Source organism: Cohnella sp. AR92 (assembly GCF_003990975.1).
Classification (GTDB): Bacteria; Bacillota; Bacilli; order Paenibacillales; family Paenibacillaceae; genus Cohnella.
Window position 1 is genome coordinate 71,024 of record NZ_RZJR01000013.1, and the last position, 26,906, is coordinate 97,929.

Genomic DNA, 26,906 nt, shown 5'->3' on the forward strand with positions numbered 1-26,906 from the left:
GTCTGGTTACTCTCTTCCCCCCGCTGCCGCGCAATTCCGCTTATGTGAGCAGTCTGGTTACCCTCTTCCCCCTGCTGCCGCGCAATTCTGCTTGTGTAAGCAGTCTGGTTACCCTCTTCAGCCGCTTGGTGCCCCGTCCCGACGATGTGCGTAGTCTAACTGCCTTCTAGCGCTCATTCGCCGCCGGATCTCGCGCCAGTGCATAGTCTGGTTACCTCGCTTTTACGGATCGGCAACGGTCTGCCCTTTTTTCCTACAACGATATAGACAAGCTCTCCGCCGTCTGGCGAATGTAGCCTGCGGCCTGCATGTACTCTTCTTCCTTGGAGAGGTGCTCGATGATAAGCGGGATGTCGGGATCGAGCTTATTCAGCTCGATCAGGAAGGTGCGGTAATCCAACGCCCCCCGACCTGGGATTACCTCATCGAGATGGACGGTGAGACGTCCGGCTAGCGCGATGTCCTTGGCATGGCAGTTCTTGATATAAGGGCCGAGCTTGGCGAAAAAGTCGCGGATCATCTCGCCGTTGCGATAGAACACGCGAGGGCTGCTGATCATGTTCACCGGATCGAGATGGACGGCGAAAGCCTTGCGATCGATTGCCCGGATCAGCTTCAGGTAAGAGTCCGCCGAATCGGGGAACACCCACGGCATCGTCTCGAGCGTGTAGAACGTATTCTTCGGCTTGACCGCGTCGATGATCTCCCGCACGGTGTCCACGATGAGCGCGAACGTGGCGTCCGAGAAGTTGTCCGGATGCGGCCCGTCCCACTGCGCGCCTCGCGAGCCCGCGATGTTGACGCAGCAGAGCGCGCCGACCCGCTCCGCGAGCGCAAGCTGCCCTATGCAATGTTCGATGGCAGCCTTGCGGACGGAGTCGTCCGGGCTGATCGGGTTGCTCCAGGCTCCCACCTCGCCGATCCTTACGTCATGTCGTTCGGCTTCCTTGCGGTATGCCGCAACGGTCTCGTCATCCGCATCTCCCTTAATGGGGCACACAGATGCCCGAAAACCAAGCCTTCTCATATCTTGAGCCCAGCTCGACGGATCTTCATAGGATCGAAACAGCGATGTGCCCAACCTCATAGCTTTTCTCCTCTCCATTCCGTCCCCCTTAGGGCGACGAATTCCTTATGCGCCATTCCTTTCTAAAATAACGTTTTTCTTTGCGGGCTGCCACCTTTTTTGGTAGGGCCTATTTTGCTCAAACTCATATTGACAGTGACTATCATTTTATATAGACTGTCATTAAATATTAAGTATCAAAAAGGAGAATGAATCATGAATGTGATGAGCCGCCGCAAATGGTGGGTACTCGGCGCTTTGGCCGTAAGTTTGCTTGCCGTAGGCCTTGATCTAACGGTACTGAACCTCGCGCTTCCGACCCTGGCCACGGAATTGCACGCTACCAACGGTCAGCTTCAATGGTTCGCCGACGCTTACAACCTGACTTTCGCCGCCGCCCTGCTGCCGGCCGGACTGCTCGGAGACCGATTCGGACGCAGAAAATTTTTGCTCGGGGCGCTTGTCTTGTTCGGCGCAGCATCGGTCGCATGCGCATACGCGGGCTCGACGGAGGCTTTGATCGCCGGCCGGGCCGCTCTCGGTCTGGGAGCCGCCTTCCTGATGCCGCTGTCCATCTCGATTATCCCGGTCCTGTTCGAAGAATCGGAACGTCCCAAAGCAATCGGACTGTGGACGATGGCGAACGCGATCGGCATTCCGCTCGGCCCCATCGTCGGGGGATGGCTGCTGCAGCATTATTGGTGGGGCTCCGTATTCTTAATAAACATTCCGATTATTCTCGCAGGAATTATAGCGGTCTTCTTCCTTCTTCCGGAATCGAAGGGCGAAAATAAGCAGAAGCTCGACCTCTTGGGCATCCTGGCCTCCAGCGCAGGACTCATAGGCTTGACCTACGGCATCATCGAAGCTGGGGAACGGGGTTGGGGAGATGCCGTCGCCCTAGGAACGATCGCGATCGGCGCCGCTGCGATCGCCGGTTTCTTCTGGTGGGAGAGGCGATCCCGCCATCCTATGATCGATTTGTCGCTGTTTCGTTCTCGCGGCTTTGCGGGCGCTTCCATCGCCGCGACGCTCGTGTCCTTCCTAATGTACGGGCTGCTCTTCGTGACTCCGCAATATGTTCAAGCCGTGGAAGGGGCGGATTCCTTCGGCACGGGGCTAAGATTGCTGCCGATCATGGGGGGATTGCTAATTGGCGCAAAGACAGCCGAGAAGCTTCATGTCCGATTCGGCAATAGAGGGCTTATTGCGTTAGGGTTCGTCTTTCTCGCCGCAGCTATGGCCATGGGCGCCTCTACCGCTGCAGGCAGCGGTTATGGCTGGACAGCCGCTTGGCTCTCCATGGCGGGACTCGGAATCGGCTTTGCGCTGCCTACGGCGATGGAAGTGGCATTGGGCGCATTGACGCCGGAAAGAAGCGGGGTCGGCTCCGCGCTGATCATGGCACTGCGTCAAGTCGGAGGTACGGTCGGCGTCGCGTTGCTGGGCACTGTTCTTAGCGATATCTATCGTGCTAAACTGGAAGGAGTAAACATCCCGGCCGATACCGCCGAGATGGCTCGCCGGAGCGTATCCGCGGGCGTAGAGGCAGCGCATCGGAGCGATTCGCATGGGCTGCTCGAATCGGTACGGTCTGCCTTCGTGAACGGCATGGATGCCACGCTCTGGGTATGCGGGGGCGTTGCTGTCCTTGGAATCTTGCTCGCTCTGGGATTCTTGCCTCGTGCCATCTCATCGAAGGAGGGCTCCGTCCGAAGAACGATCGACCTCAAGGAGTGAGCAAGTTGTCATTGGATGATCGGCGAGGCATGGGCTTGCGGGAATGGAAAAAAGCGAAAACGATGGCTGCCATCCAGACGCAAGCCATGAAGCTATTCCGCGAGAAAGGCTTTAACGCGACGACTGTCGAACAGATCGCGGAAGCCGCGGAAGTGTCGCCTAGTACGTTTTTTCGCTATTTCGCCACTAAGGAAGAGGTGGTCGTTAAGGACAACTTCGATCCCTATCTGATCGATGCGTTCCGCGACCAACCTAAGGATTTTAGCCCTCTGCAAGCGATTTGTCGCGCTATTCCGGAAGCGCTCGATCGAATTTCCAAGGAAGAGTTGGACACTCTTCGCGAACGTAACCGGCTCATCATGACGGTGCCGGAACTGCGATCGGCCGTTATGGCCAATATGTTGGAGACGACCCAGCTCATTGTCGAGCTGGTAGCCGAGCGGGTCGGCCGGAAGAGCGACGATCTGGCGGTAAGAACGTTCGCGGGCGCTTTGTCCGGAACGGTCCTCTCCGTTGCCCTCTTGCATGCGGAGAAGGAAGATTCCAACTTCGAAGAGATGATGGCCGAAGCGTTAATCCTGCTTGAACAAGGGCTTCCTCTTTAAGCAATCGAATATGGTTCAAGCCCGGAGGCGCCAAACGGCGCCTCTTTTGGCGTTGCGCGAATAGGTTCCCGTTGGAATGATCGAACCAGTCTCATCCCGAGACTCGGCCAACCGCGGACCCGCCCGTATGGGGTATGCGAAAACCGGCGAAGGAGTGAAGGCACAAAGAAACCGTTCCTTTACGTAAGTGGTCGGCTGGCGCCTCCATTTACCAAAGAACGGTTACTATGCGTACTAAGCTCTAAGGGAAATAACGGCCCTTATTCTCCCGAAAATCGGCGTTATAAAAAGCTAACGGAAGCAGAGGCCCTTATTTTATAGAATACAGGCTATTTCGGCCATTGCTCCCTGGCTAAGCGTCTCTAATATCCGTTAAATCTCGAAGTCGGGCTTTTGAAGCCGCTAAGGGTCTCCCACTTCCGTTAACGTGTATCCTGCCCGAGCTCCCCCTGGATTAAGTTGGGCTTTGGGCTTTGGGCTTTGGGCTTTGGGCTTTGGGCTTTGGGCTTTGGGCTTTGGGCTTTGGGCTTTGGGCTTTGGGCTTTGGGCTTTGGGCTTTTCAGACAGTGGGGCAGCCCTACCGCCGCCGTTCGCGCCTTATAAGCTTAGCTGATGCCCCTTCTCGAGGCGTTGGATTTGCTTCTCTCCGGTGTCCGCCAGCTCGCGGAACTGGTCGATCGTCTCGCGCATCTTCGGCAGCGCCTCTTGCTTGTAGGTGCTGATCGATTCCAGCGCGTCGATCACGTCGGTGAACGCCTGCTTCAGCGTCTCGACCGAGATGCTGGCCTCGAGCGCCTGCTTGTGGATCGCGGCGCCTTGATCCTTCAGCATCCGCGACGTTCCGGCGATCAGCTCGTTCGTCGTCTGGTTCAGCATCTCGATCTTCTTCAGGACGATCCGCTGATTGTAGAGCGCGCTCGCTACCGTGACGGAGATCTTGAGCGCGGAGACCGTGACCGTCTTGGCGCGGTCCACGCCTCGGATGAGCTCCTTGTTGTTGCGCATGACGACTTCGATCGCCATGATCCCCTGCTGGTTCACGACCAGCATCTGCTGCAGGTCCATGACCCGCTGGCGCAGCGGGAACAGCACCTCCTCGGTGATGAACCGGATTTTGTCCGGGTCTTCGCCGCGCGTGCGCGCGCTGTCCACCTGGGACTCGATCGATTCGTCCATCATCGTGCCGAGCTGGATTTCCTTCTGCAGCCTCTTGGTCAGATCACGAAGCGTCTGCTGCTCCAGCTCCAGCGTGGTGTTGTCGTTCTTCAGCGTCGTCTTGCCCTTCTCCAGAGAGACGACGATGTCGGCAATGACGCTGTCGGCCTTCTCGAACTTGAGGAAGTAAGCGCGGAGCGGATTAAACAGCTTGCCGAGGAACCCCCTCTTCGCGAAGTCGATCGCGCTCGGATCCAGATCCTTGAGCTGCATATGCAGCTCCGTCAGCCCCTTGGCCACCGTGCCGCCTTCGTCCCCCGTCTTGGACAGGTTGCCGACCGAAACTTGCAGCAGGGCGTTCTTGTTCGAAGAAGCCTTCATCGTGTTCAAGCCGAACGAATCGATCGACTGAAGGATGTCCTTCTTCGTGTCCAGCGACTCCAGGTCGATCGCCATGATCGCGGCGACGTTGGCATCCGCCGTCTCCTTCAGCTTCGCGATCTCTTCCGGTACCGGCTTCACCTCTTGCTCGATTACCGCCTTGATCTCTTCCGGGCTCGATACTTCCATCGTGAATGACATCGCCTTCTCCTCCTTCGAATTCCTTGCATCGTTTATACTTGAACGTTGAACAGGTTGCCGATCTTGTACACGACATCGTCCGTGTCCGCATTGATGCTCGCCGCTTCGTTGATGCTGGAGATGCTCTGGAGCGCTTTGATGTTCGCGTTGTAGCCGATCGTGTAGATCGGGATCTTATACGTCTCGATCAAGCCTTTGATGTCGTCGAGCGAATAGCCTTGGTTCGTCTCCCCGTCGCTCAGGACGAAGATGATCGGCTTGACGTCCGGATGGGCGGCCAGCTCATCCTGGAGCATCTTGATCGCCACCACGATTCCGTCGAAGGTCGCGGTTCCTCCCCCGGCTTGCAGGCTGTTCACCGCGCCGACGAACATCGACTGCTGGTTCGTATCGAATGGGGCGATCGGAAGATCGATGTCCACCTCGTCGGAGTACGAGACGAGTCCGATGCTGTTGTCCTTGCCCAGATACTTCTGCCCCTTGATCAACGATTCTTTCAACCGATTGAGCGGCTCTCCCGCCATGCTTCCGGATACGTCCGTGACGAACACCGCGGAGATCGTCTTGTTGCCGTTCTTCTTCTCCTTCCAGATCTGCTGGGCGGAAGCGAGCAAGCCGCCCTCCACGGGAGCCAGCTCAGACTGGTAATCCTCCAGCCCGTTGAACCCTTTCTCCTTGGCGAGCTTCTGGTACTTCTCCTGCGCCACGAAGTCCGCGAACTTCTTGATGATGTCCAGCTTCTCCTGCGGCAGATCGCCAAGCGCGTAGAGCGGGCTGTCGTGCCGGACTCCGAAGGGAGTGAACACGTAGCCGTTCTTCAGATCCGCCGCGTTGACATAGGTTTGGTATTCGAGCACGAAGCCGTCCAGCCTGCCGGACTTGGCGGCATCGCGCATCTGGATCGTCGTCGAAGCGATGAAAGGCACGTTAGCCTGGAACTTCTCGAACCCTTGCACCGCTTTGTCGCTCAGGATGTTGGAGCTGTCGAACGTATTGAGTGCGGTAATCAGAAAATTAAGCCCCGTGGAGCTGGCGAACGGATCGGTGTACCCCATCGAGAATTCATTGTTCGCGATCGCGTCGGTGACCGTCTTGACGTTCACGGCCCCGTACTTCTCGATCAGCGCGTCATACTTCGCCTTCGAGATGACGATGCCGGGAACGTTGCCCGCGAGGCGCTTCGAGATCATCTCCGTCTTCACCCCGCTTGCGGCAACCATCTCTCCCCATAGCTCGTTGGAAGGGGTGAACGCGTCGGGAATGTACTTGCCGGACTTGATATAATCCGCCGCCGTGCCGGAAGCGATATTCCGGATCCTCACGGATACCTTGCTCCCGTTCACCTCCGGCTGTTCCTTGTTGAACGCTTCCGCCACCTCGGTCAACCAGCCGTCAACCCCGGCGCCTCCCTTCTCCGTCGAGGAGAAGATCTCCACGTAATGGTCCGTCGTATTGTTCACCGTAATCGGGAACTTGGAGATATCCGGGAGAGACTCGCCGATATCCGCCGGATCCAGATCGATCTGTCCTTTGACCGGCGGCACGGTCTTCACGTCGAGCTTCGAATAAAGCCTGTTCAGCTTCTTGGAAGCGTCCTCCGCCGTAACCTGCTTCTCGCTCTTGCCCAGATTGGAGGTTAAATTCACTCCCGCGTACACGAGACCGAACACGACAACCAGCAGAACGATGATAATTAGATAGAACTTTCCTTTATTCACTCCGCAGCCCCCTTACTGTTTGTAGAATTTCGTCTGTTTGATGAGCGTGTCGAGCTCCTGCATGCCCGGCATGTTCTCGATGTCTCCCGCTTCGAAGCTATCCAGCCTCGTGATCTCAAGCAGCAGCTTGTCGAGCTTCAGCAGAATCTCCTCGTTCGCATCCAGCGAGCTCTTCACGAACGTCAGGTAGTCGTTGTAGACGTTCGTCTTCTCCTGCAGGAGCTTCTGCGAGAAGCGCGCGTTCTTCGGGTTCTGAAGGCTCCTGAACTCCGATTCGTCGAATACGTTAAGCCGATTCAGGATGCTTCGGATGTTCAGGTAGAACACGTTCTCGACCTCGGCCGTGACGGAAGCGAACTTTCTGTAGCTCAGCTCCCCCGGCTCGAACCTCTGGCCAAGCACGTCCCCCAGCGTTTGTTTCTTTTTCCGCATGCGGTCGATCTGCTCCAGGGCCAGCCGGATGTCGTCCTCCAGAGCCTTCACCCGCCTGTACCGCGACAGCGCCTCTTCGTAATCCTCGGGAGTGCTGAGCTGCTTGGGAGGAATGACGGCCCGCGGCCTTACCAGCAAGGCGTAGCCCCCGGAGACTAGCGCCACCGCGCTCGCCAGGAGAAGCGTGACGCCGAACGCCGCCGATAAGGCGCCTCCGCTAATGCTCACTCCCAGGAATCCGGGAGAGAAGACAACGATATTGAGAACAGCCACGCCGATCACGAGCCCGGCCAGCTTGACGATTTGCATAAGCTTCTTCCCTCCGAATGATCAAGTGCCTCTCGTATGTATTCGACTTTTTCGCCCATAATCCTATCAAAATCCCCATATATTTGATCCTGTATTATTTTATAGAATCGATGGTTTGTTTATGTTTGAAAAGGATATTGTTGCCTGTATGAGATTGATACGAGAGGGACCGGCCGGCGGTTGCAAATTCGGATGCCCTTAAGGCTCGTTGGGAGGAAGCACAGGTCGAGGCCCGCCATCGTTGCACGCAAGCGAAATTCCGCCTCCCCCCTATAAATTGAATGGAAGGAACGCTATTATCAAACATAAAGCAAGGTTAACGGAGCTTACGCATTCGATTCGTCATAAGGAATGAGGTAGTGGGAATGGGGATGAAAATAAACGGGGATTACGGGCAGCTGTTCTGGGCCATGTTCAAAACAGGCGTGCTGGGCTTCGGCGGAGGTCCGTCGGTGATCCCTTTGATCCGTCATGAGGCGGTCAAGAATTACAATTGGATCGACAACGACGAGTTCGGCGAGATTCTCGCCTTGGCGAACGCCCTTCCCGGGCCGATCGCCACGAAGATGGCCGCCTATCTCGGCTATCGCAAGAAGGGAACGCTCGGCGCGACGGTCGCGGTGCTGTCGCACGTCCTGCCGTCGGCGCTCGCGATGATCGCGCTCATGTCCGTCGTGCAAACCTTAAGCAGCTCTCAGATCGTGCAAGGGATGATCGCGGGGGTGATTCCGGTCGTCGCCGTCATGCTCGGGGTCATGGCCTACGAGTTCGGCGAGAAGACGGTCAAGGGCCTTGGCGCCAAGCTGGGCATCGGCCTGTTCGCCGTCGCATTCGTCCTGCTGCAGCTGCTGAGCGTTCACGATGCGATCGTCATCGCCCTGTTCCTCGCTTACGGCGCCGTTCATTTCAAGCTCCTCCGCAAGCTTCGGGAGCGCAAACAACCTAAGGAAGCGAACGGGGGCTGAACGTCATGGATTGGTTGAACTTGATCATCGGTTTCTTCATCGCCAACGTTCTTGGCTACGGGGGAGGACCCGCCTCGATCCCGCTTATGTACAACGAGGTCGTCACCCATTATGAGTGGGTAAGCAACGAGGACTTCTCCAACATCCTGGCGCTCGGCAACTCGCTGCCGGGACCGATCGCCACCAAGATCGCGGCGTTCGTCGGCTTCGACGTCTGGAGCTGGCCGGGCATGCTCCTGGCGCTAGCCGCGACGATCGTTCCGTCGGCGGTCGCTCTCATCCTCCTCCTGAAGCTGCTGCAGAAGCATCGGCAATCCCCGGTGGTCAAGGGAATGTCCCTGCTCGTGCAGCCGGTGATCGCGATCATGATGCTGCTGTTGACCTGGAAGATGGCCGACTCCTCGATCGAATCCGCTGGCGTCTGGCACACCCTCGGCATCGCGGCCGTCGCTTATTGGGCGATGGAGCGCAAGAAGATCCATCCGGCGTTCGTCGTCTGCGCGGCGTTCGTCTACGGCGGGCTCGTTCTGTCGCACGTGGTGTAAGCGGAGGAGCCAAACGCAGGTCAGCGCTCCAGCGCCTCGTTGCGCAGCACCATGTGGATATGGTCCTCCCACACGCCGTTGATGTACAGGTACTTCTTCGCCAGGCCTTCGTTGTAGAAGCCCAGCTTCCGGGCGACGCCGAGGGAGGCGTCGTTTCTCGGCATGATGTTCGCCTCGATCCGATGCAGCCTCAATTCTTCGAACGCATAGCGAATGACCTCCCGCAGCGCTTCCGTCATGTAGCCCTTCTTGATCTCCATGTAATCCAGCCGGTACCCGAGATGGCAGGACAGGAAGGCGCCGCGCACGATATTGCTTAAGGCGATCGACCCGATCACGCGATTCGGCTCGTCGGCCTTGAAGATCCATACTTTGAACAAAGATCCCAGCTCCTCGTTCTCCCTGTCGGCGGCGAGGAGTTTCTTGTGCGTCTTGACGGTATAATACTCGTCGTCCCTGCGAACCTCCCAAGGCTCCAGAAACTCCCGGTTCCGGGCGAAATAATCGCGTACCTGCTCCGCATGCGGTTTATCCAACGTTCGAAGCCTTAGTCTCGCCGTTCTTAGCTCGAATGCCATCATTTCTCTCCTCTCTTACCTTCACAAAGGATGAACACCTTACCATACATCGATAGGATACATCAATAGCTTCGCGTATGCTTGGCCGCCCAAACCATTATTCGCTGGCTCGAGGCGCTTATTCAGCTCCGTAACCCGATATGATCGGGTTACAGCTGGCTCGAGGCGCTTATTCGGCTCCGTAACCCGATATGATCGGGTTACGCTGGCCTGAGGCGCTCTTCGGGTTCGAAACTCCCATCGCAAAAAAGACCGTGCCCTCGGGCACGATCTGTGTATTCGCGAAGAGGCTGTCAATCTCCTTCCTCCTCCGGCGCTTTCTTCGCTAGCGGCGGAGCGGCGTTCGCGGAAGCGACCGGTTCTTCCTCTTCCGCAAGCGGAGGTTGATCGAAAATGTCCGTCGTGATCGCGGGAGGCTCCGGACGGCTTCGCCCGTATAGGTTGATATAGATCTCCTCGATCTCTTCGCCCGTCAGGTCCTCCCGCTTGAGCAGTTCCGCCGCGATCAGATGCACGAATTCCGAGTGGTCCCGGACGAGCTTCTTCACCTGCTCCATCTGATCCTTCAGCAGCCGGTTGATCTTGGGCCTCAGCGCGCGAAGCCCTTCCGCCCGGCCCCCGGTCGCGAGCCAACTGAACAGCTCGTCGCCCATCCCGACCAGCCCGAGATAGGTTCCCGCCATCTCGGTCGCCTGCCGGAGATCGGACGTTACCCCGTTGAACTTCTTGCCCAGGAACTCTTCCTCCGTCGCCCGGGCGGCCAGGGCGACCTGTATGCCGGCCAGAATCTCGCTGTCGCTGCGGTTGTAGCGCTCGGACATCGGCTTCGTCGCGGCCAGCCCGAGCGCGCTCCCTCGCCGGATGATCGTCACCTTCCAGATCCGGTCGTGCGGCTTCAGCAGGTATTGGGCGACGGCGTGCCCGGACTCGTGGTAAGCGATGTTCCGCTTCTCGTCTTCGTTCATGGAGCGAAGCGGCTGCTTGAGCCCCCATTCGTACGTCTCCATGGCGGCCCGGAAGTCCTCGTAGCTGGCCGCCCTCGCGCCCCGCTGGTGAGCCATGATGATCGATTCGTTAACGATATGCTTGATCTGCGCGGGGCTATAGCCGACCGTATCGAGCGCGGCCTTCTCGGGCGACAGCGAGCGCTCCCTTCGGATCTTCTTCAGATAGTAGTCGAACACGTCCACGCGGCCGTCGTAGTCGGGAGAGTCCACCCACAGTTGACGGTCGAAGCGGCCCGGCCGAAGCAGCGCGTCGTCCAGCACGTCGGGAAGATTCGTCGCCCCGATCGTCAGCACGGCCTGGCGTTCGGCCTTCTTGCGACGCAGGCCCAGATAGCGCAGCAGCTTGGCGCGCTTCGAGTCGATGTTCGGAGGGTCCATCTGGATGAGCAGCTCGTTCAGCAAGCCGGAGCCCGCGCCCATGCCGAACATCCCCATACCGCCTGCCGCGCCGCCCGCCTGGCGTTTCATGCCGATCGCGTCGATCTCGTCGATGAAGATGATGCAGGCCCCGTAGATCCCGGCCAGCTTGCGGGCCTTGCGGTAGATCCGCATGACCCGAAGATTGCCGATGCCGATGAACATGTTCTGGAAGCTTGGCGCCGATGCGTAAGCGAACGGAACCTGCGCTTCGTTGGCGATGACCTGGGCCAGATAGGATTTGCCCGTTCCGGGAGGCCCGCACAGCAGCAAGCCTCGTATCGCTTCCCCTCCCATATCTTTGAAGCTCTTGACCCCTTTGAGCAGGGTGACGATCCGCTTGGCATTGCCGACGATCTCGGGGTTCCCTCGATAGTCGTCCCAGGTCGCTCCCGTCTCGCCGGGCAAGATCCAATAGGTTCGCCCGCGCGCCAAGAACCAGAAGATCGCGACGAATTGAATGATCATGAACACCATGGCGTACAAGAAGCTGAGAAGAAGGCTGAGGATGTACAGGCTGATGCTGAGCGCCTGCTTCCCGCCGAGCCAGATGGCCGCTCCGATCGCGAGAGCGATGCCGACCCAGATGAGGAACCTTCGCCATTGGATCCATTGATATCTCCGCATGAGCCCACTTCCTTTGCGAACTCTTTGGATTATCCTATGATCTCTCAGGCTCCGAATGCTATATCCGGTCAAAAACAATTGCGGCGCCGCCGGCGCAGATCCCTTCTCTTCTATAAAGATTTTATATTAGTTGAAGACGATCGATGGAGAAAATTCCACAACAGAGTGCACATGCAGGCTAGATCAAACAAATTGCTTAGAAAATCGAAGTAACGGAGGCTCCCGAGAGGCCCCGAGGAAAATCGTGTCAGCTTTATCTCGCTAGAGGATCCCAGCCGTCCGTTCCTGCCAGCACGCGCGCGGGCGTGAGAGAGTCGGCTTCCTCCATCGTCAGCTCGCGGCTCCAATTGACGCGCGCTCCGGCCGCCGCCGCTCCCGTTCCGCCGCTTCCGAATTCCGCGAAGACGACGGAGCCGGCAGCTCCGCGCCCGTTCCATTCGTCCCAGCCGGACGAACGGATATGCCCGCCCAGCTCGCAGCGGACGAAGGCCGCCTTGGCATGCTCGCGCCAAGGGCGACCCAGGTAGACGGACGCCGGCGATGCGTTCCCGGTCAGCCGGCAGGACAGGAAGACGTACCCGCATTCGGATTCGGCCGGCGTCGAAGGCGCGACGATCCAACCGCTGCCCGAATGCTCCGATGCCTCATTCAAGCGCTCTCCCCGCTTCGAGAAAATCTCGCAGCGGTTGAAGACGGCCGTCGCCGAGCCGAAGATAAAGTCGACATCCCCTTCGATATAGCAGTCTTCATAATACTGCCTGGATTGCCGTCTCGGACGGCCTTCCCTCGGCCCTCCGAACGTCGCGCGGTCCAGCGGATTCGGCGGCAGCGGCCCCGTGAACAGCGTATCCTGCCAGCCGATAAACCGGCAGCGGCGGAACGCCGCACGGTCGCCGTCCACATAGGCGGCCACGGCTTGCCCGACGAGCTCTCCCGGACCCGCATCGTTCGCGTAGGTAATCCCTTCGCCGACGAAGCCGTCCCCGCCGATCAGCGCCGTATAGGAATGAAACGTATGATACGGCTCCCCGTCCGGGAACGTCATCTTCGCATGATCGCCCCAGCGAATGACCGTCCTGTCCGCCCCAGCCCCGATCAAACTGACGATCCGACGGTCGATAACGACCTTCTCGCGGTATTCGCCGCTTCGCACCTCGATCGCGATCCGCTCCGGATGATTCTCCGGGATCGAATCGACCGCCGCTTGAATCGTCCCGTAATCTCCGCTTCCGTCCTGCGCCACGACCAGCCTTGTTTTTCCAACCATGATGCTCTTCTCCCCTTGCCTTTGGGCGAATGCCCGAATGTTCGCGCTTACAATTGTGTCTCAGTCTAGCAAGGCTTCCGGCAGAATGCAATAATGGCTATAATGGCGATACGGCTGAAAATCTGACTAGCACGAGGCGGTACGAATGAGAGAATACGCGAAAGTGTTTCAAGGAACGGCCTTCACGAGCGCCACACCGAAGGAAGTAACGGCGCTAAAGGACCGTCTGTTCTGTATCCGCGAGGACGGCGTGATCGGAAGGGTCGTCGCTCCGGAAGAAGACGACTATCAAGCGATCGTCGACGCCTACCGGGACGGCCCCGGCTTCCGTCGATTGGACGAGGGACAATACCTGCTGCCCGGGTTCGTCGATCTGCACGTTCACGCGCCGCAATGGGCGCAGTCCGGCACCGCGCTGGACATTCCGCTCTACGATTGGCTGAACACGTACACCTTTCCTCTCGAAGCGAAGTTCTCGGACCTGAGCTTCGCGAAGAACGTATACGAGGATATGGTAAGCACGCTGCTCGCGAACGGAACGACGACGGTGCTCTACTTCGCTACCATTCACAAGGAAGCAAGCATTCTGCTGGCTCGCATCTGCGCCGACAAAGGCCAGCGCGGCCTCGTCGGCAAGGTCGTCATGGACGACCCCGAGCAGAACCCGGACTATTACCGGGACGCGGACACCGCGACAGCGCTTAAGGATACGGAAGAGTTTATCCTGGCCGTCAAGGAGCTCGGAGCCTCGGCCAAGCAAGGGGTGTATCCCGTCGTGACGCCGCGGTTCATTCCGAGCTGCACGGACGAGGCTCTCCAAGGACTCGGCGAGCTCGCCGCCAAGCACGATACGCACATCCAATCGCACTGCAGCGAGAGCGATTGGGCGCACGGTTACGTGCAGGAACGCTGCGGCAAGCACGATGCTTTCGCGTTGCACGGTTTCGGCCTGCTGACCGAGAAATCGGTCATGGCGCATTGCAACTTCCTTGACGAGGACGATGCCGCGCTCTTCGCCGAGACGGGAACGGCCGTCGGCCATTGCCCGATCTCCAACGCCTACTTCGCCAACAGCGTCATCCCGATCGCCCGCTGGCTGGACATAGGCGTCGAGATCGGGCTCGGCACCGACATCTCCGGCGGCTTCTCGCCGAGCCTGTTCGACAACGCGAGACAAGCCGTCATCTCCTCCCGAATGCTGGAGGACGGCGTGAATGGAGAGCTGCCCGCTTCGAAACGCGGCGTGCCGAACTCGCGGATAACGATCAACGAGGCGTTCTATCTGGCGACGGCCGGAGGCGGCGAGAGCTTAAGCCTGCCGGTCGGCCGCCTGGAGGAAGGATACGCCTGGGACGTCCAGATCATCGATACCGCCCTCAGGACGTCCCGGTTGCCCCTTTATGACGCGAACGAGCCTCTCGAGGACATTTTCCAGAAGATCATGTACCTCGTCCGCCCGGAGAACATCCGCGAGGTATGGGTGCAGGGGGAACAGGTTCATAAGCGGGAATAGCATCGAATCCCATCGCAATCGCAAAAAGAGAAGAGAGCAAGGACCGGAGCGAACGCCCCGGTTTCCTTCTCTCTTCTCTTCTTTAACGGCGGGTAAGCTCGCCGTTCCAACCGCCAAGCCCGCCTTGCAGGTGGGCCAGCTCGGAGTATCCGCTGCGCAGCAGAAGCCGCGCCGCCGTCTTGCTCCGCATCCCGCTGCGGCAGTAGAGCAGAACCGGCTGCCCCTTCGGAATATCGCCTAGCCGCCCTTGAAGCTGGGACAACGGAACATTGCGAGCCCCTGGGATATGGCCGGACTTGAATTCGCCCGGTTCTCTCACGTCGATAAGCACCCGCTTCTTGGCCAACTCTTCTTTGAATTCCGAAGCTCGCAAATTTCTAAGGCCTTTGGCGGGCTTCATCCGCGAATAGAGAAAGACGATTAATAAGACCGCGGCGACAATCGTCACGATGTTGCTTGTACTCATGCGTTGACTCCTCCCTCTCTAAGAAATTATAAGATCGACGACCAGACTTTGACGGCGGTAAAGGCAATCAGAATCAGAAGCAGGTAGCGAAGCGCCTTTACATTGATCTTGGAACCGACTCTAGCGCCGATCGGCGCGCCGATCAAGCTGCCGATAACCGTGAACAGAGCGGCCCAGAGCGGAATGTCGCCGCCGCCGAGCTTGCCGATCACCCCGCCGACGGCCGAGATAAAGACGATAGCCATGGACGATGCGATCGCGGTTCTCGTCGGGATTCTAAGAACCGTCAGCATGACGGGAATGAGGATGAAAGAACCGCCCGCCCCCACGATGCCGGAGACGATGCCCACGATGAAGGCGGCTCCGACGGCAATGGCTTTGGAGTAGTGAAGCTCCTCTCCGCTCCCCCCGTCCCGGCCTTTGGCCGGAATCAGCATCAGGATGACCGCGGCGACGGCCAGAATGCCGTAAATTAAGTTGATGACATTGCCATGCATCGAACCGGAGACAAAGCTGCCGATAAGGCTGCCTGCTAGAATGCTAATTCCCATGTTCAGAACGAGCCCTTTGTGAATGACTCCGGCCGCCCCCTTATTCCCCTTGCCGCGATAAGCGAGAATTCCGGAAAGCGAAGAGAAGAACACCTGAAGCATGCTAATCGAAGCAACCTCGTGTGCGGTGAATTCCTCCAACCCGAACAAAGGCGGGATATAGAGAAGAAGAGGAAAATTGATAATGGCTCCGCCGATTCCTAGCAACCCGGAGAAGAAGGAACCTATTATTCCCAAGCCCGTCATGACGACGACAAGTAAAATGCTCACGGGCGGCGATCCCCTTTCCGGACGGACTGTTTCCATGGTTGAATGCCGCGGCGCCTCCCGCATTCGCGGGAAGACGCCGCAGGCTTGCTCTTAATGATCATGCACGGCGCAGCGGTTCGGACCGATCTCCATCTCCCGCTGCTCTTCTTCGTTCGGCGATATTTTCCCCATATTGGTCTGGCGAATCTCCTGGTAAGCATTCGGTTGCGGCGGAAGATTCTCCGTTACCGTGCGGCGGAAAGCTTCCTCATCCCCGATGTTCAGGCCCGGATTGTTCCGGTACAGGTCCGACAAGCGAGCTTGGACTCTCCCGCCCTCTCCCAACTCGGATACTTTGCCGAAGTGGGCGGGTAGCACGACCAGATCCTGGTTCAAGCCTTTGTAACGGTCATAGAGCGTCTCCCGAAGATCGCCGACCCAGTCTTCCGCCAAGCCCGCCAGGTCAGGACGTCCGATCGAAGCCACGAATAGAATGTCACCCGTCAGCAGGTATTGGTCATCGACGACGAACGAAGTGCTGCCGATCGTGTGACCCGGCGAGTAGACCGGATGAATCCGAATGGTCGTGCCGCCTACCGCAATGTCGCGGCCTTCCTCCAGCTTCTCGTAGGAGAAGGCGACCTCCGTCGCATCCTTAGGAGGAAGCCAGTAGGTTGCGCCCGTCTTCTCGGCCAGCTTGCGTCCGCCCGAGATGTGGTCGGCATGAAGATGCGTATCGAGCGCATGCTTGATCACCGCACCCTGCGAAGCGGCGAATTGTTCGAACACTTCCGTCATCCGAACGGCATCGATAACCGCTGCTTCCCCATCGGCGATAACCATGTAGGACAAACAGCCCTTGCCGATCCGGACGAACTGATACAGCGAACCGCCGTTGCGGAGGTCGCCGATCTTCACCGGCTCCAGGTATTCGCTCCAGGACTTCATGCCGCCCTCCAGGTAAGAGACGTTCGTCCGCCCGGCTTCGATCAATTGTTCCGCGACGAACTTCGAGGAGCCTTCTTTGGCGCATACCACGAGAACCTTCTTGCCTTCGGGAATCCGTTCCAGCGCCGAATCGACGCCTTCCAACAAGTCGAAGTACGGAATATTGACGATGTCGATGCTCTCGCCTTCGACTTTCCAATCGTTAAAGTCGGTCTCGTTGCGAACGTCGAGAATAAACAATTCTTGTTTATCCAGAACGTGTCGGGTCACTTCCGCCGCCGTCATCGCCTTCAAGGCCGTTGCGTTGCTCACTGTCCCTCTCCTCCTCTTGACCGTTATTAGAACGTCAGCGACACGTTCGCATCCTTGGCGAAGTCCAGGAAGGTAACGGCGCCGCCGACTTCAATGCCGTCGATGAATTCTTCCTTCTTCAGGTTCATGACGTCCATCGTCATCTGGCAGCCGATCATCTTCACGCCCAGCTCACGAGCCATCTCCACCAATTGCGGAATGCCCGGAATGTTCGCGTTCTTGAAGCCTTCGGCGATCGGCTCGCGTCCCGCAGGAAGCGGAAGCTCGTGATGGGCTTGCTTATGAATGAGATTCAACCCTTCGAAGGTGAAGAAGATGGCAACCTCCGCTTCGGTCGCGGCCGCGGCCGTCGCAATGTTAAACACCTTATAGGCATCGAAAAGACCGCCGTTGCTTGCAATGATCGCTACTTTTGTACTCATGATAAATTCCTCCTAGTTGGGTTTGGTTTAATGGGTAAAAGATTTGAACTCTTCGAATGATTCGTTCATTGGTTCTGTTCGGTTGCTCCCGTCCATCCGGACATGCCGGGCTCGACGTTCTTGACGTTCTTGAAGCCTTTGTCGGCAAGCAATTGGCAAGCCAGATCGCTGCGGGTGCCCGTTCTGCAGACGACATAAAGCTCGTCGTCCTTGTTCCATTCGCCCAGCCGGTTCTCCAGTTCTCCGAACGGTACCGAGACGGCGCCCGGAATGCGGCTGAAGGCATATTCGGCAGGCTCGCGAACATCCAGGATGTTCAGCTTGCTCCCGCCTTCCATCTTGCTCTTCAGCTCGTCGTTGGTAACGGTATGAGGATATTTCTTGGGCTCCCTCGTCTCCCCGGGTTCCGACTTGCGCAGATAATGCTTCAGAACTTCGTTCTCCTCCAGCGTTCCTAAATAATGGTGGCCCGTATTTTTGGCCCAGCCTTGAATATCCGCCAAAGAGCCTTTGTCCGTCGCTTGAACTTCGATGACTTGGCCCGGCTCCAATTGATCCATCGCCTTCTTCGTTCGGACAATAGGCATCGGACAGGCCAAGCCTTTGCAATCGAGAGTCTGGTCTACCTTGATATTGGACACTTGCCGTCCCTCCTCGTTGTCTTGCCAGCAACCGACCGAGAGTCGCCGGGCATTTCCACTATTTTGCCCCGGGGGATCGAATCCTAATGGAATCGGATTTCGCCGTTACTCATCGTTATTACTCATACCCCCATGGGTATTATTATAGGCGGATTGATCCGATTCGTCAACTGCCCCCGTTGCGCGTTATCGTTCTAAGAAAACCATAGCGGGAACGAAACTTAACTTAAGCGGATTCCGTCTAATTACAAAGCAAGAATGACAAGGAGTGGACCGCGTGCATTCCGATAACGCCGTTAAACAAAGAAGATACATAAGGAGGTTCGCGTGCGGTCTGTCTCTCGTCCTGAGCTTCGGACTCTTGGCGGCCGCTTGCGGCAACGGCGGCAATGCCGACCCGGAGAACGCCGCTCCTGGGTTCGCCGCATCCGGAACGGAAGCGAACGATTCCGGAAGCTCGCCTTCTTCGTCGGAGGACACGGTCAACGCGCCTACTAGGAATAAGTCATCGGAGTCGGCTGCACTGAATCAGGCACCACTAGCACCGGAGATCGCTTCTTTTCAAGTGCCTATAGCCGACGAGGGCAGCGCCAAGAAAGACAACTCCATTCGCGCCATTGGGGCGAGCAAGGACGGACGCCTGCTCGTTCAACCGTTATCCGATGCCTACGCTGGCGCTTTAGGAGCGCCAAGCTGCTACGGAACGGAGACCGACGTGGAATGGTCCGGAACGTACCAAGCCGTCTGGGAGCCGAAGGCCGCCGGGAAGACGACGGAGGTCATCGCTTTCCCTGCGGGGTTCACGATCATTCAGCCGGGCGATGCTCCCGTCCAGATGCAGCGTGAATCGGCCGGCGACACCGAGCTTTTCTTCTATGCTCCAAGGTACGCGGATTGCCATGGCCTCGAGGCGTATGTCTTCGGTGTCCGCGACGGCAAAGCCTTCCCCGTCTCGGTCCGGATGGGCGGAGATGAGGTTCTTGGCTATTTTACTTACGATCCCGGCCGGCCTTACGAATATCGGGACGGAGAGCTCACCGTGTGGGGGAGCCCGGGAGCCGGCTCGGACAGCATCGATGTTTATCGTTACCGGTACAGCGATAAGGACCGGTCGTTAATACTAACGAGTACCGGGCAGACGGCCCCGTCGGCGAGCTCTTGAGGGTGCGTGCGAGCGAATCTATTCGATTTTTCGAATATAAATTCCGGATTGAGGTCGTAATCGCAAGATATATATGAAATATCATATATAATTTGGCGTACCACCCCGTTCCAAGTATATTGTGTATGAATTTTAGAATAAATTCGCCGGAAATGCCGAGTCCGTAGAAAATAAGTTCGAAATTTCATATACAATCACACGCACAGAGCATTATGGACTCTATACGCAGCTCCATGAGCGAGGGGAGAAGGTCGGCTTAGCGGAACGACGTCTGCGGGCTGGCGGCTGTGCGGGCTTACGGCGTGTTTGCGCGACGGGCTCGCTACGTGACGGCGCGGCGGCTTGGCGGTCTGGCGACGTAGGGGCGTGACTGAGGATAGGCCCGACGGCCGCCAACCTCATCGCCGCCAGCAGCATAGCAGAAAGGGCCGTCTCTTCGTCATAAAGACTTGGAGACAGCCCCTTCTCTTTGCTATTCCGCGGCAACCCGGTCCCCGTGGCTGTTCGGCTGGGAGACGACGAGGAACTCGATCTCCTCATCCGACTTATTGAACATCTGGTGGGGAACTAACGGCGCGATCTCGATTCCCTCCCGCGGGCTCAGAACCACCTCTTCCCCGTTGATCTCCATCACGGCGGTACCCGACAGGACGAAGAAAAATTGCTTCGCCCTCCGATGGTAATGCTTAACCTCCGCGGTATGAGGCGGCATGCGTTCGTGAATGACGCTTAGATCCGCCCCTTTGACGAGATGCCAGCCGTCGCACCGGTCTCCCCAGATATAATGTTCGGCGATGTTCTTGCTGATCTTCATAGCAAAACAGCTCCTGTATTTCAGAATTGAATTAATATACATAATAATGCATAATAATTCAACCCATTAACAGGAGCTGTCTATAGCGAGCGTCAAGCGTTAAGCCAAATCCGCGAACTCGCGGGCGATTCTCTCCAACGCCTCCCGAATGAGCGGGCGCGGGGACGGAATGCAAATTCTCTGGAATTCGCGTCCTTCTTCTCCGAACCTTTTGCCGTCCTCGAGGATGACGTTCGCGCGGTTATAGATCCGGTCGTGAACCTCCTCCGGAGAAATTCCGTAGCCGCTGAAGTCCATCCACAGGATGTAGGTGCCCTCCGGCATGACCGCTTTGACCTTCGGCATTCTCTCGCTCAAGAAATTCAAGACGTACTCAAGCGTGCCGTCGATGTATTCCTTCAGCTGCTCCAGCCATTCTTCGCCTTCGTTGTAGGCCGCGATAAGGGCAGCGTACGTGAACGGGGTCGCCGGCGCCGAGCCTTGCTCTTCCGTGAACCGGCGTCTCAGCTCCGGATCCGGGATCACGAGGTTCGTGCAGTGGAACCCGGCGACGTTGAAAGTCTTGTTGATCGCGGTACAGGTGACGATCTTCGTATCGCTGTCCGCCACTTTCGCGATCGGCACGAACGTCTGGTCGCGGCGGACAAGGTCCCCATGGATCTCATCCGCGACGATCAGCACGCCGTTCCGGCCGCAGATGTCCGCTAGACGCTTGAGCTCGTCTTCCTTGAAGATGCGCCCCGTCGGGTTATGAGGATTGCACAGAATGAACATTGTTGTCTTCTCGTCCTGCGCCTTCGCTTCGAAGTCGTCGAAATCGATCTCGTAGCGGCCGTCTTCTCCCCGCGCCAGAGCGTTGTTGACGACCGTCCGTCCGTTCTTCTCGACCGCCATCGTGAACGGGGGATACACGGGCCGCTGGATGATCACGCCGTCTCCCGGCTGCGTGTAGGCGCGTACCGCCACGTTGATCGCGTGCACCGTACCCGCGCTGTACACGATCTCCTCCCGGCGAATGTCCCAATCGTGGCGCCGCTTGAACCAACCCCGGATTGCTTCGTAATATTCGTCAGGCGCCAGCGAATAGCCGAAGATGCGGTGATCGACCGTCCGGCGAAGCGCGTCGACGACAGGCTGCGGCACCGGCAGGTCCATGTCCGCCGTAAACAACGGAATCGTTTCTTCGTCGTAACGTTCCGTTAAGCCGTACTTCTTCAGCATATCCCCGCCGTCCCACTTGATCGAATAAGTTCCTCTTCTATTGACAGACTCGTCGAAGTTATATTTCATAAATCCCCGCTCCCTTGCTCGCTGATCGTCGTCTCTCGACTAATAGAGTTCTTCTATAAGGATATCAGGTATCCGATTGCCGGAACAAGAGGGCTCCGCTATTCCCTATATTCTATTCCCTTGTTAGAATAAGGAATGTTGTTTGTTACCTTTATCATCCCAAGAGGAAAATGCATAATGACATGGCTAAACCCGAAGCATAGGAGAAAATTGGGCATTTTCTTCGTGGTCTCCGTCTTCATCTTAAGCATCCTTATTACCCTTAAAGTGCTGATGTCCTACTATGCCACGAACAAGGCCTCCCAAATCTCCCTTGCCAAGCAATACATCGCCATTGCCGAGAATATCGCGCGAGGGATCGATACGGAAACGTACGGCAAGGTACTGGCGGAGAAGAAGCAAGACAGCAACAGCCAGGCGATCCGGCAGTACTTGAGCGAGTATCGAAGCCGAATCAACGCTCTCTATGTCTATACGCTGCTGTTGGACGAGACGGACGTGGCCAAAGCCATTGTCGCGTCGGTCCCTGCCGGTGTCGACGAGCTGCCTATGCTGGCCCCGTGTACCGTCCCTTCCGAGCAGGTTCGCCAAGCCAAGAACGGGAACGTTTATTATACCGATGTCATCCACGACCGTACGCACGGAGCTTATTTCTCTGTAGGCGCTCCGTTCTACGATGATTCCGGAACGCTGCTGGGAGTAATCGGCATCGATATCGACGCCAGCGAATTCAACTCGATCGGACAAGAAGTCGTCAATAGCATCTGGGGCGTCTTCGGACTGGATATCCTTTATGCCGTCTTGATTCTGACCGCTATTCTTTTCCTGCATAAGTGGTACCGGAGAAAGCTGACGAACGACTTGCGCGAATCCGAGATCGTATACATCTCCGAGATGGGCAAGGTCATGAACTCCATCAAGTCAAGCCGCCATGATCTGCTAAACCACTTCCAGGTGTTGAACGGCCTGCTGCACATGCAGAGATACGACAAGGCGAACGAATACATCAAGCAGCTGTCGGTGGAATCCCGAACCTTGGATTTGTCCATGCGAATCAAGAACCCGGTCCTCATGGTCCTGCTGCAGAGCAAGTGGGAGCTCGCGTATTCCAAGAATATCGAGCTTGAACTGGAGACGGATCCGGACGAGTTCGATCGGGTGCGCTCGATGGACCTGGTCAAGATCTTCACCAATCTGCTGGACAACGCCATCGAAGCTGTCGAGTCCTATAAAGGCGAACAGCCGAAGCGTATCCGCGTCATCTGCCGAGCGATCGGCGATTCCTATCGGTTCGCGGTCGAGAACCCGGCCGTCTTAACCTCCAAGGCGCAGCGGAATCTGTTCCAGCTCGGCTATACGACCAAGCCGAACGAAGACGAGACGAGAGGCAACGGACTTCCGATCGTCCAGAGCACGGTCGATAAATACGAGGGCGAGATTCGTCTCGAGTACGAGAACGAGAGGGTCCGGATCGAAATTCGAATTTGAGCGCCAATCCCCTAGCAAACGGCAAAAAGAGGCTGTCGACGACAGCCTCTTTTCCTCGTTTCTCTCTATTTATCTCGCTTTCCCGCTTCGCTTAAGCACACGGATTCCAGGTATGCCTTCAAGCTCTCGATATTCATCCGCACGTGCCGGTTGTCGCCGTCCAGCTTGCTGATCATGATTCCGCCTTCCATGACGGATAAAGTGAACGTCGCCAAGGCATCCGCATCAAGATCGGCCTTGAATTCCCCCGACTGAATGCCCTCCAGGATAATGCTCTTCATGGAGCCCAAGGTGGATTCAAGCCCGCTATGGGCTCTCTCCCGCAGGACCGGATGACCGTCGTCGCTCTCGGTCGCGAGATTAAGCAGTGGGCAGCCCCCGACAAAGGGAGGAGCCTCCACGACGTTCTCGTACACGCGGAGAAAAACCAGCAGCTTGCCCATCGCCGTCGTTTCCCGGTCATGAGCCTCCCGGATGGCATGGCCGACGACGCTGCCCGCATGCTGGTAAGCTTCGAGCGCAATCTCGTCCTTGCTGCCGAAATAGCGGTAGATGCCGCCTTTCTTGATCCCCGTTGCCTCCGTTATATCCGACAAGGAGGAAGCCGCGTAACCTTTCTGGTTAAACAGCTCGGCGGATTTCGCGATAATATGCTTGCGGGTGTTCTCCCCCTTGGACATGGCCGTTCCTCCTTGGTTCGCTCGATTGGTCTCCACTCGATTATACCAGATAAAAAATACCTTTTCGTATCCCGATTCCTGTGCTACATTAAAAAATACCGATCGGTATCTTATTTTGAAGCGAATTGAATCTTTCGTCTTAAGGGGGCGGAACATGAAAAGAACTTGGCTGCGGGAGCCCGGCTATGCTTGGCTGGGACTGGGCTCTCTCTGGTTAGTCGGATTTATCGGTGCGTTGATGCGCTTCAGCATGGCTTTTTTTCAAGTTCAGATCTCGGAAGATTTGGGGGTCAGCCGCGGGTTCATCTCCGCCGCTTGGTCCACGCAATTATTCATTGCGGCTCTGTGCGCCCCCCTTGGAGGGTGGCTAGCGGATCGGTACGGCCCGAAGAAGGTCATGCTCCTCGGGGCGATCTTAGGAACGGTAGGAACAGGCATAGTCACCTTCGGCGGGCATCAGGATCTCTTCTTCTTCGTCGGATACGGCGTCATCTCGGGATTCGCCGGCATCGGATCGTCCGCCACGTACCTGCTCCTCTTCGCTTGGTTCCGGCATCACCGGGCCAAAGCGACCGGTCTGCTCGCCAGCGCCTCCTCGCTGGGACTGGCCATAACGACGCCGGTCTTCGTCTCCGCGAGCTCCTTGACCTGGAGGGACGCGTTCCTTGCCTCCTTCGTGCTCGGCATCCTCGTCACCATTCCCGTTATTTTGTTCGGCATCAAGGAAGCCGGCTCGGCGGGCGGGAAGTCGGCATCCTCCAGCTCAACGGCGGTTCAACCGTCGCTCGCTGCCGCGTCAACCGGAACAACCGTCAAGCTGCTGCCCGTGTTTATCGTCGTGGCGTTCGCGTTGTTCGCCTGCGGGTTCAATATGGGGACGGTCGAGATGAATCTCGTCGCCATTCATCAAGCGGCGAAGGTTTCCCCGGAGCGGATCGCGTTATCCATGAGCGTCCTTGGCGCGATGGAGATCGTAGGCTCGCTCGTCATGGGGTACTGGCTCGACCGATCCGACAAGCTGGCGCTCATGTCTCTCCTGTACGGGGTAAGGATCGCAGGCTTCATCCTTCTTTTCATGCACCTGTCGTGGTCCCCCGTCTCCTTCGCCGTCCTGTTCGGCCTGACTTATTTGAGCGCCATCCCCGGAGGCCTGCTGGTCATCAAGGAAATGTTGCAAGGCAAGGGCCAGCAGACCGGATGGCTGCTTCTCTTCCATCAAGGGGGCGGCATCCTCGGCTCCCTCGTCGGCGGACTCGCCTTCGACCGCTTCGGCGATTACCAAGCCCTGATCGGCCTGGACATTCTCATCAGCGGCCTTGCCGCGCTCGGTTACCTCGCTTTGTTTCTCTCTCGCAAGCGAGACTTCCATCGCAAGGCTAAGAATCGCTATGCGGTCGATTCGCATGCCGCGCAAGGCTGAACGGCAGGGCAGGAACAAAAAGAAGAGGCTGTCGGGTGACAGCCTCTTCGACCGTTCGGACCGTTCGGATCGCCGAGCAGCCGTGACTTCCGTTTAAACCGAGGAGGCAGCAGCAGCTGAGGCTGCGGAAGCCGCGGCCGGATACAGCTTGCCGTCCTCCATCCGGTACACTTTATCGACGTAGGCCAGCATCCGTTCGTCATGCGTTACCATGATCGCCGCCTTGTTGCGGGACTTGACTTCCTTCGCGATCAGGCCTACCACCTCGTGAGCGCGCTTCGTATCGAGGCTAGCCGTCGGTTCGTCCGCCAGAATGAGCTTGGGGTCGTTCATGAAGGCGCGGGCGATGGCGACGCGCTGCTTCTCTCCCCCGGACAGCTCCTCGGGATAGCTCTTGCGCTTCGCCCCAAGTCCGAGCTCTTCCAGTAGCTGCAAGGCATAGACCTTGTCTTCCTTCGCGACTCGGCCGCCCATTCGCTTGATGATGAGAAGCTGCTCGACGACGTTCAGATACGGAACGAGGTTCGACGATTGCATCATGAAGCCGACTTCGCGCAGCCGGATGCGGGACAGCTCCTTCTCGGAGGCCTTCGAGAGCTTCTGTCCGCTGATCCGGACTTCCCCTTCGGAAGCTTGCAGCAGCGCTCCCGCGATGGAGAGGAAGGTGCTCTTGCCGGAGCCGGAGGGGCCGATAACGGCGACGAATTCGCCGGGCCTCACCTCGAGCGAGACCCGATCCAGGGCGACGGTGCGGTTGCTTCCTTCGTTATAGGTCTTGGAGACGTCGATCAATTGAAGTCCTTGTTCCATTTATTCCACCCTCCCAAGCGCATGAAGCGGATCGATCTTCGTGATTCTCCGAACGGAGACGAGCGAGCTAAGCAAAGCGATCGCCAGCAGGACGAACGAATAGATAATGACCAGCTTCGTATCCAGCAGGAACGGCATCGCCTTCGGCAGCACCGTTGCTACCAAGTAGGTCAGGCCGGCCCCGATGAGGATGCTCACGACGGAGATGACGAGGACTTGCGAGACGACAGCTCGTCCCAGGAAGGCATTCCCGGACCCGATCGCTTTCATGACGCCGAATTGATGGCTCTTCTGCATGGTGAACACGTAGAAGAACACGCCCAGCATGAAGGCGGAGATGACGAGCAGGAACGCCTGCATCATCGTGATCGACGCGCTCTCTTCCTTGAAGCCCGGCATGCCCTGGACCGCCGCGGCGCGGGTAACGGTCTCCGCGTTCCCGAGCTTGGCGTCGATCGCTTTGACGGACGCGCCCTTGCCTTGAATCATCAGAGCGTTGACCGGATCGTGAAGTCCCTTGTCGGCGCCCGGCGCGGCGAAGGCGATTCGTCTCCACTCTTCGATCGGAACGAACACCGAAGCGACGTGGTTATAGGTCTCGTTCTCGACGAAGCCCACGATCGTCAGCGACTCGGTCGTGCCGTCCAGCCGGAACGTATCGCCCAGCTTGAAGCCCTCTTCCTTCATCGACTTGTTGACGATCGCCCCGGTAAGAAGGTCCTTCGACAGCCCCTTTCCCTCGATGACCGACGGCTCGAGGAAGCTTCCCGCCTCGATGCCCATGATCGCGATATCCAGCTTGTCTTCGCTGGAGCTGCCATCCCCTTGAAGGGCGGTCCCCATCGAATTGCCAAGCGGCGAGACGGCCCGAACGCCCTCCTGCTCGGAGACGGCTTTCATGGCATCCGCGGACAACAGCGACTTGCTCATGGACGACTTGGAGCCTTGCTCGAAGACGACGTAATCGGCGCGCATGTTCTTAAGCGTCGACGCCGCAAGCGTCTGCAGCCCGTTGCCGAGTCCGGACAAGATAAAGACGAGCCAAGCGATAAGGACAAAAATAATGCCGATCATGAGGAACCTGGAGCGATTCCTGAGAATCTCCTTGATGGCCAGATACATGCTGC

Annotated in this window: 25 protein-coding genes; 8 read left to right on the plus strand and 17 right to left on the minus strand. The window is 57.7% G+C overall.

All coding sequences use genetic code 11. The features are described from left to right. Positions 1–253: 253 nt before the first annotated feature. On the minus strand, positions 254–1,087 hold the full coding sequence (locus ELR57_RS21215; protein WP_126961101.1) for a sugar phosphate isomerase/epimerase family protein: 834 nt from the start codon (positions 1,085–1,087) through the stop codon (positions 254–256). A 195-nt stretch (positions 1,088–1,282) separates the two neighbouring features. On the opposite strand from ELR57_RS21215, the gene ELR57_RS21220 reads away from it, so the two are divergent. Together ELR57_RS21220 and ELR57_RS21225 are read left to right on the plus strand one after the other, a co-directional pair. Beyond that, the gene (locus ELR57_RS21220; protein WP_126961102.1) at positions 1,283–2,806 is read left to right on the plus strand and encodes a DHA2 family efflux MFS transporter permease subunit; all 1,524 of its coding nucleotides are present in this window, start codon (positions 1,283–1,285) and stop codon (positions 2,804–2,806) included. Continuing rightward, on the plus strand, positions 2,803–3,411 hold the full coding sequence (locus tag ELR57_RS21225; RefSeq protein ID WP_370452325.1) for an acyl-CoA-like ligand-binding transcription factor: 609 nt from the start codon (positions 2,803–2,805) through the stop codon (positions 3,409–3,411). The genes ELR57_RS21220 and ELR57_RS21225 overlap by 4 nt, the downstream gene beginning before the upstream one ends. Before the next feature lie 597 nt (positions 3,412–4,008). On the opposite strand, the gene ELR57_RS21230 is transcribed toward ELR57_RS21225, so the two are convergent. From ELR57_RS21230 to ELR57_RS21240, 3 genes are read right to left on the minus strand one after another with little or no spacing between them, the layout of a single operon-like run. After that, entirely contained in the window at positions 4,009–5,148 is a 1,140-nt protein-coding gene (locus ELR57_RS21230) for a toxic anion resistance protein (protein WP_126961103.1), read from the minus strand. A gap of 32 nt (positions 5,149–5,180) precedes the next feature. Then, positions 5,181–6,866, minus strand: a complete 1,686-nt coding sequence (locus tag ELR57_RS21235) for a vWA domain-containing protein (protein ID WP_126961104.1) — start codon at positions 6,864–6,866, stop codon at positions 5,181–5,183. Between the two features lie 12 nt (positions 6,867–6,878). Beyond that, positions 6,879–7,607 carry a hypothetical protein gene (locus tag ELR57_RS21240; RefSeq protein ID WP_126961105.1) on the minus strand — a complete coding sequence of 243 codons (729 nt, stop codon included), beginning with the start codon at positions 7,605–7,607 and terminating at the stop codon, positions 6,879–6,881. Positions 7,608–7,972: 365 nt separating this feature from the next. Here ELR57_RS21240 and chrB point away from each other — a divergent pair, with 365 nt between their 5' ends. Together chrB and chrA are read left to right on the plus strand one after the other, a co-directional pair. After that, positions 7,973–8,572, plus strand: coding sequence for a chromate efflux transporter ChrB (gene chrB / locus ELR57_RS21245; RefSeq protein ID WP_305038240.1), 600 nt, complete (start codon positions 7,973–7,975; stop codon positions 8,570–8,572). A 5-nt stretch (positions 8,573–8,577) separates the two neighbouring features. Beyond that, complete coding sequence (chrA, locus tag ELR57_RS21250; protein ID WP_126961106.1) at positions 8,578–9,117, plus strand: chromate efflux transporter ChrA; 540 nt, start codon at positions 8,578–8,580, stop codon at positions 9,115–9,117. A 20-nt stretch (positions 9,118–9,137) separates the two neighbouring features. Here chrA and ELR57_RS21255 read toward each other — a convergent pair whose 3' ends face one another. The 3 genes from ELR57_RS21255 to ELR57_RS21265 all read right to left on the minus strand — a co-directional run bounded on the left by ELR57_RS21255 (position 9,138) and on the right by ELR57_RS21265 (position 13,013). Next, positions 9,138–9,695, minus strand: a complete 558-nt coding sequence (locus ELR57_RS21255; protein WP_126961107.1) for a GNAT family N-acetyltransferase — start codon at positions 9,693–9,695, stop codon at positions 9,138–9,140. A 293-nt stretch (positions 9,696–9,988) separates the two neighbouring features. Next, entirely contained in the window at positions 9,989–11,746 is a 1,758-nt protein-coding gene (locus ELR57_RS21260; protein ID WP_126961108.1) for an AAA family ATPase, read from the minus strand. A gap of 253 nt (positions 11,747–11,999) precedes the next feature. Beyond that, positions 12,000–13,013: a pectinesterase family protein gene (locus ELR57_RS21265; RefSeq protein ID WP_202866424.1), complete on the minus strand. Its 1,014-nt coding sequence runs from the start codon at positions 13,011–13,013 to the stop codon at positions 12,000–12,002. Positions 13,014–13,158: 145 nt separating this feature from the next. On the opposite strand from ELR57_RS21265, the gene guaD reads away from it, so the two are divergent. Next, complete coding sequence (gene guaD, locus ELR57_RS21270) at positions 13,159–14,526, plus strand: guanine deaminase (protein ID WP_126961109.1); 1,368 nt, start codon at positions 13,159–13,161, stop codon at positions 14,524–14,526. A gap of 82 nt (positions 14,527–14,608) precedes the next feature. Here guaD and ELR57_RS21275 read toward each other — a convergent pair whose 3' ends face one another. The 5 genes from ELR57_RS21275 to ELR57_RS21295 form a co-directional block, all read right to left on the minus strand. Beyond that, on the minus strand, positions 14,609–14,992 hold the full coding sequence (locus tag ELR57_RS21275) for a rhodanese-like domain-containing protein (protein WP_126961110.1): 384 nt from the start codon (positions 14,990–14,992) through the stop codon (positions 14,609–14,611). A gap of 26 nt (positions 14,993–15,018) precedes the next feature. Next, positions 15,019–15,813 (minus strand): sulfite exporter TauE/SafE family protein, encoded by a 795-nt coding sequence (locus tag ELR57_RS21280; protein ID WP_126961111.1) that lies wholly within the window; start codon positions 15,811–15,813, stop codon positions 15,019–15,021. Between the two features lie 90 nt (positions 15,814–15,903). Next, complete coding sequence (locus ELR57_RS21285) at positions 15,904–17,025, minus strand: MBL fold metallo-hydrolase (protein ID WP_126961197.1); 1,122 nt, start codon at positions 17,023–17,025, stop codon at positions 15,904–15,906. Positions 17,026–17,078: 53 nt separating this feature from the next. Beyond that, positions 17,079–17,474 (minus strand): DsrE/DsrF/DrsH-like family protein, encoded by a 396-nt coding sequence (locus tag ELR57_RS21290; protein ID WP_126961112.1) that lies wholly within the window; start codon positions 17,472–17,474, stop codon positions 17,079–17,081. Positions 17,475–17,539: 65 nt separating this feature from the next. Further along, positions 17,540–18,115 carry a sulfurtransferase TusA family protein gene (locus ELR57_RS21295; RefSeq protein ID WP_370452326.1) on the minus strand — a complete coding sequence of 192 codons (576 nt, stop codon included), beginning with the start codon at positions 18,113–18,115 and terminating at the stop codon, positions 17,540–17,542. Between the two features lie 277 nt (positions 18,116–18,392). Between ELR57_RS21295 and ELR57_RS21300 the strand changes: the two genes are divergently transcribed. After that, positions 18,393–19,277, plus strand: coding sequence for a hypothetical protein (locus ELR57_RS21300; protein WP_126961113.1), 885 nt, complete (start codon positions 18,393–18,395; stop codon positions 19,275–19,277). 472 nt (positions 19,278–19,749) lie between these two features. On the opposite strand, the gene ELR57_RS21305 is transcribed toward ELR57_RS21300, so the two are convergent. Together ELR57_RS21305 and ELR57_RS21310 are read right to left on the minus strand one after the other, a co-directional pair. Then, complete coding sequence (locus tag ELR57_RS21305; protein ID WP_126961114.1) at positions 19,750–20,091, minus strand: cupin domain-containing protein; 342 nt, start codon at positions 20,089–20,091, stop codon at positions 19,750–19,752. A gap of 99 nt (positions 20,092–20,190) precedes the next feature. Beyond that, positions 20,191–21,381, minus strand: coding sequence for a MalY/PatB family protein (locus ELR57_RS21310; RefSeq protein WP_126961115.1), 1,191 nt, complete (start codon positions 21,379–21,381; stop codon positions 20,191–20,193). Between the two features lie 177 nt (positions 21,382–21,558). Here ELR57_RS21310 and ELR57_RS21315 point away from each other — a divergent pair, with 177 nt between their 5' ends. After that, positions 21,559–22,869, plus strand: coding sequence for a GHKL domain-containing protein (locus tag ELR57_RS21315; protein WP_126961116.1), 1,311 nt, complete (start codon positions 21,559–21,561; stop codon positions 22,867–22,869). A 65-nt stretch (positions 22,870–22,934) separates the two neighbouring features. On the opposite strand, the gene ELR57_RS21320 is transcribed toward ELR57_RS21315, so the two are convergent. Continuing rightward, positions 22,935–23,549 (minus strand): TetR/AcrR family transcriptional regulator, encoded by a 615-nt coding sequence (locus tag ELR57_RS21320; protein WP_126961117.1) that lies wholly within the window; start codon positions 23,547–23,549, stop codon positions 22,935–22,937. A 154-nt stretch (positions 23,550–23,703) separates the two neighbouring features. Here ELR57_RS21320 and ELR57_RS21325 point away from each other — a divergent pair, with 154 nt between their 5' ends. Then, positions 23,704–24,969 carry an MFS transporter gene (locus ELR57_RS21325; RefSeq protein ID WP_126961118.1) on the plus strand — a complete coding sequence of 422 codons (1,266 nt, stop codon included), beginning with the start codon at positions 23,704–23,706 and terminating at the stop codon, positions 24,967–24,969. 93 nt (positions 24,970–25,062) lie between these two features. On the opposite strand, the gene ELR57_RS21330 is transcribed toward ELR57_RS21325, so the two are convergent. Further along, a complete protein-coding gene (locus ELR57_RS21330) occupies positions 25,063–25,779 on the minus strand; it encodes an ABC transporter ATP-binding protein (RefSeq protein WP_126961119.1) in 717 nt (238 codons plus the stop codon). Beyond that, positions 25,780–26,901 carry an ABC transporter permease gene (locus tag ELR57_RS21335; RefSeq protein WP_126961120.1) on the minus strand — a complete coding sequence of 374 codons (1,122 nt, stop codon included), beginning with the start codon at positions 26,899–26,901 and terminating at the stop codon, positions 25,780–25,782. Positions 26,902–26,906: the final 5 nt, after the last annotated feature.

Coding starts and splice junctions, on each gene's coding strand:
- ELR57_RS21215 (WP_126961101.1), bottom strand. CDS start 1,087: ATGAGGTTGGGCACATCGCTGTTTCGATCCTATGAAGATCCGTCGAGC.
- ELR57_RS21220 (WP_126961102.1), top strand. CDS start 1,283: ATGAATGTGATGAGCCGCCGCAAATGGTGGGTACTCGGCGCTTTGGCC.
- ELR57_RS21230 (WP_126961103.1), bottom strand. CDS start 5,148: ATGTCATTCACGATGGAAGTATCGAGCCCGGAAGAGATCAAGGCGGTA.
- ELR57_RS21240 (WP_126961105.1), bottom strand. CDS start 7,607: ATGCAAATCGTCAAGCTGGCCGGGCTCGTGATCGGCGTGGCTGTTCTC.
- chrB (WP_305038240.1), top strand. CDS start 7,973: ATGGGGATGAAAATAAACGGGGATTACGGGCAGCTGTTCTGGGCCATG.
- chrA (WP_126961106.1), top strand. CDS start 8,578: ATGGATTGGTTGAACTTGATCATCGGTTTCTTCATCGCCAACGTTCTT.
- ELR57_RS21255 (WP_126961107.1), bottom strand. CDS start 9,695: ATGGCATTCGAGCTAAGAACGGCGAGACTAAGGCTTCGAACGTTGGAT.
- ELR57_RS21260 (WP_126961108.1), bottom strand. CDS start 11,746: ATGCGGAGATATCAATGGATCCAATGGCGAAGGTTCCTCATCTGGGTC.
- ELR57_RS21265 (WP_202866424.1), bottom strand. CDS start 13,013: ATGGTTGGAAAAACAAGGCTGGTCGTGGCGCAGGACGGAAGCGGAGAT.
- guaD (WP_126961109.1), top strand. CDS start 13,159: ATGAGAGAATACGCGAAAGTGTTTCAAGGAACGGCCTTCACGAGCGCC.
- ELR57_RS21275 (WP_126961110.1), bottom strand. CDS start 14,992: ATGAGTACAAGCAACATCGTGACGATTGTCGCCGCGGTCTTATTAATC.
- ELR57_RS21285 (WP_126961197.1), bottom strand. CDS start 17,025: ATGACGGCGGCGGAAGTGACCCGACACGTTCTGGATAAACAAGAATTG.
- ELR57_RS21290 (WP_126961112.1), bottom strand. CDS start 17,474: ATGAGTACAAAAGTAGCGATCATTGCAAGCAACGGCGGTCTTTTCGAT.
- ELR57_RS21305 (WP_126961114.1), bottom strand. CDS start 20,091: ATGAAGATCAGCAAGAACATCGCCGAACATTATATCTGGGGAGACCGG.
- ELR57_RS21310 (WP_126961115.1), bottom strand. CDS start 21,381: ATGAAATATAACTTCGACGAGTCTGTCAATAGAAGAGGAACTTATTCG.
- ELR57_RS21315 (WP_126961116.1), top strand. CDS start 21,559: ATGACATGGCTAAACCCGAAGCATAGGAGAAAATTGGGCATTTTCTTC.
- ELR57_RS21320 (WP_126961117.1), bottom strand. CDS start 23,549: ATGTCCAAGGGGGAGAACACCCGCAAGCATATTATCGCGAAATCCGCC.
- ELR57_RS21325 (WP_126961118.1), top strand. CDS start 23,704: ATGAAAAGAACTTGGCTGCGGGAGCCCGGCTATGCTTGGCTGGGACTG.
- ELR57_RS21330 (WP_126961119.1), bottom strand. CDS start 25,779: ATGGAACAAGGACTTCAATTGATCGACGTCTCCAAGACCTATAACGAA.
- ELR57_RS21335 (WP_126961120.1), bottom strand. CDS start 26,901: ATGTATCTGGCCATCAAGGAGATTCTCAGGAATCGCTCCAGGTTCCTC.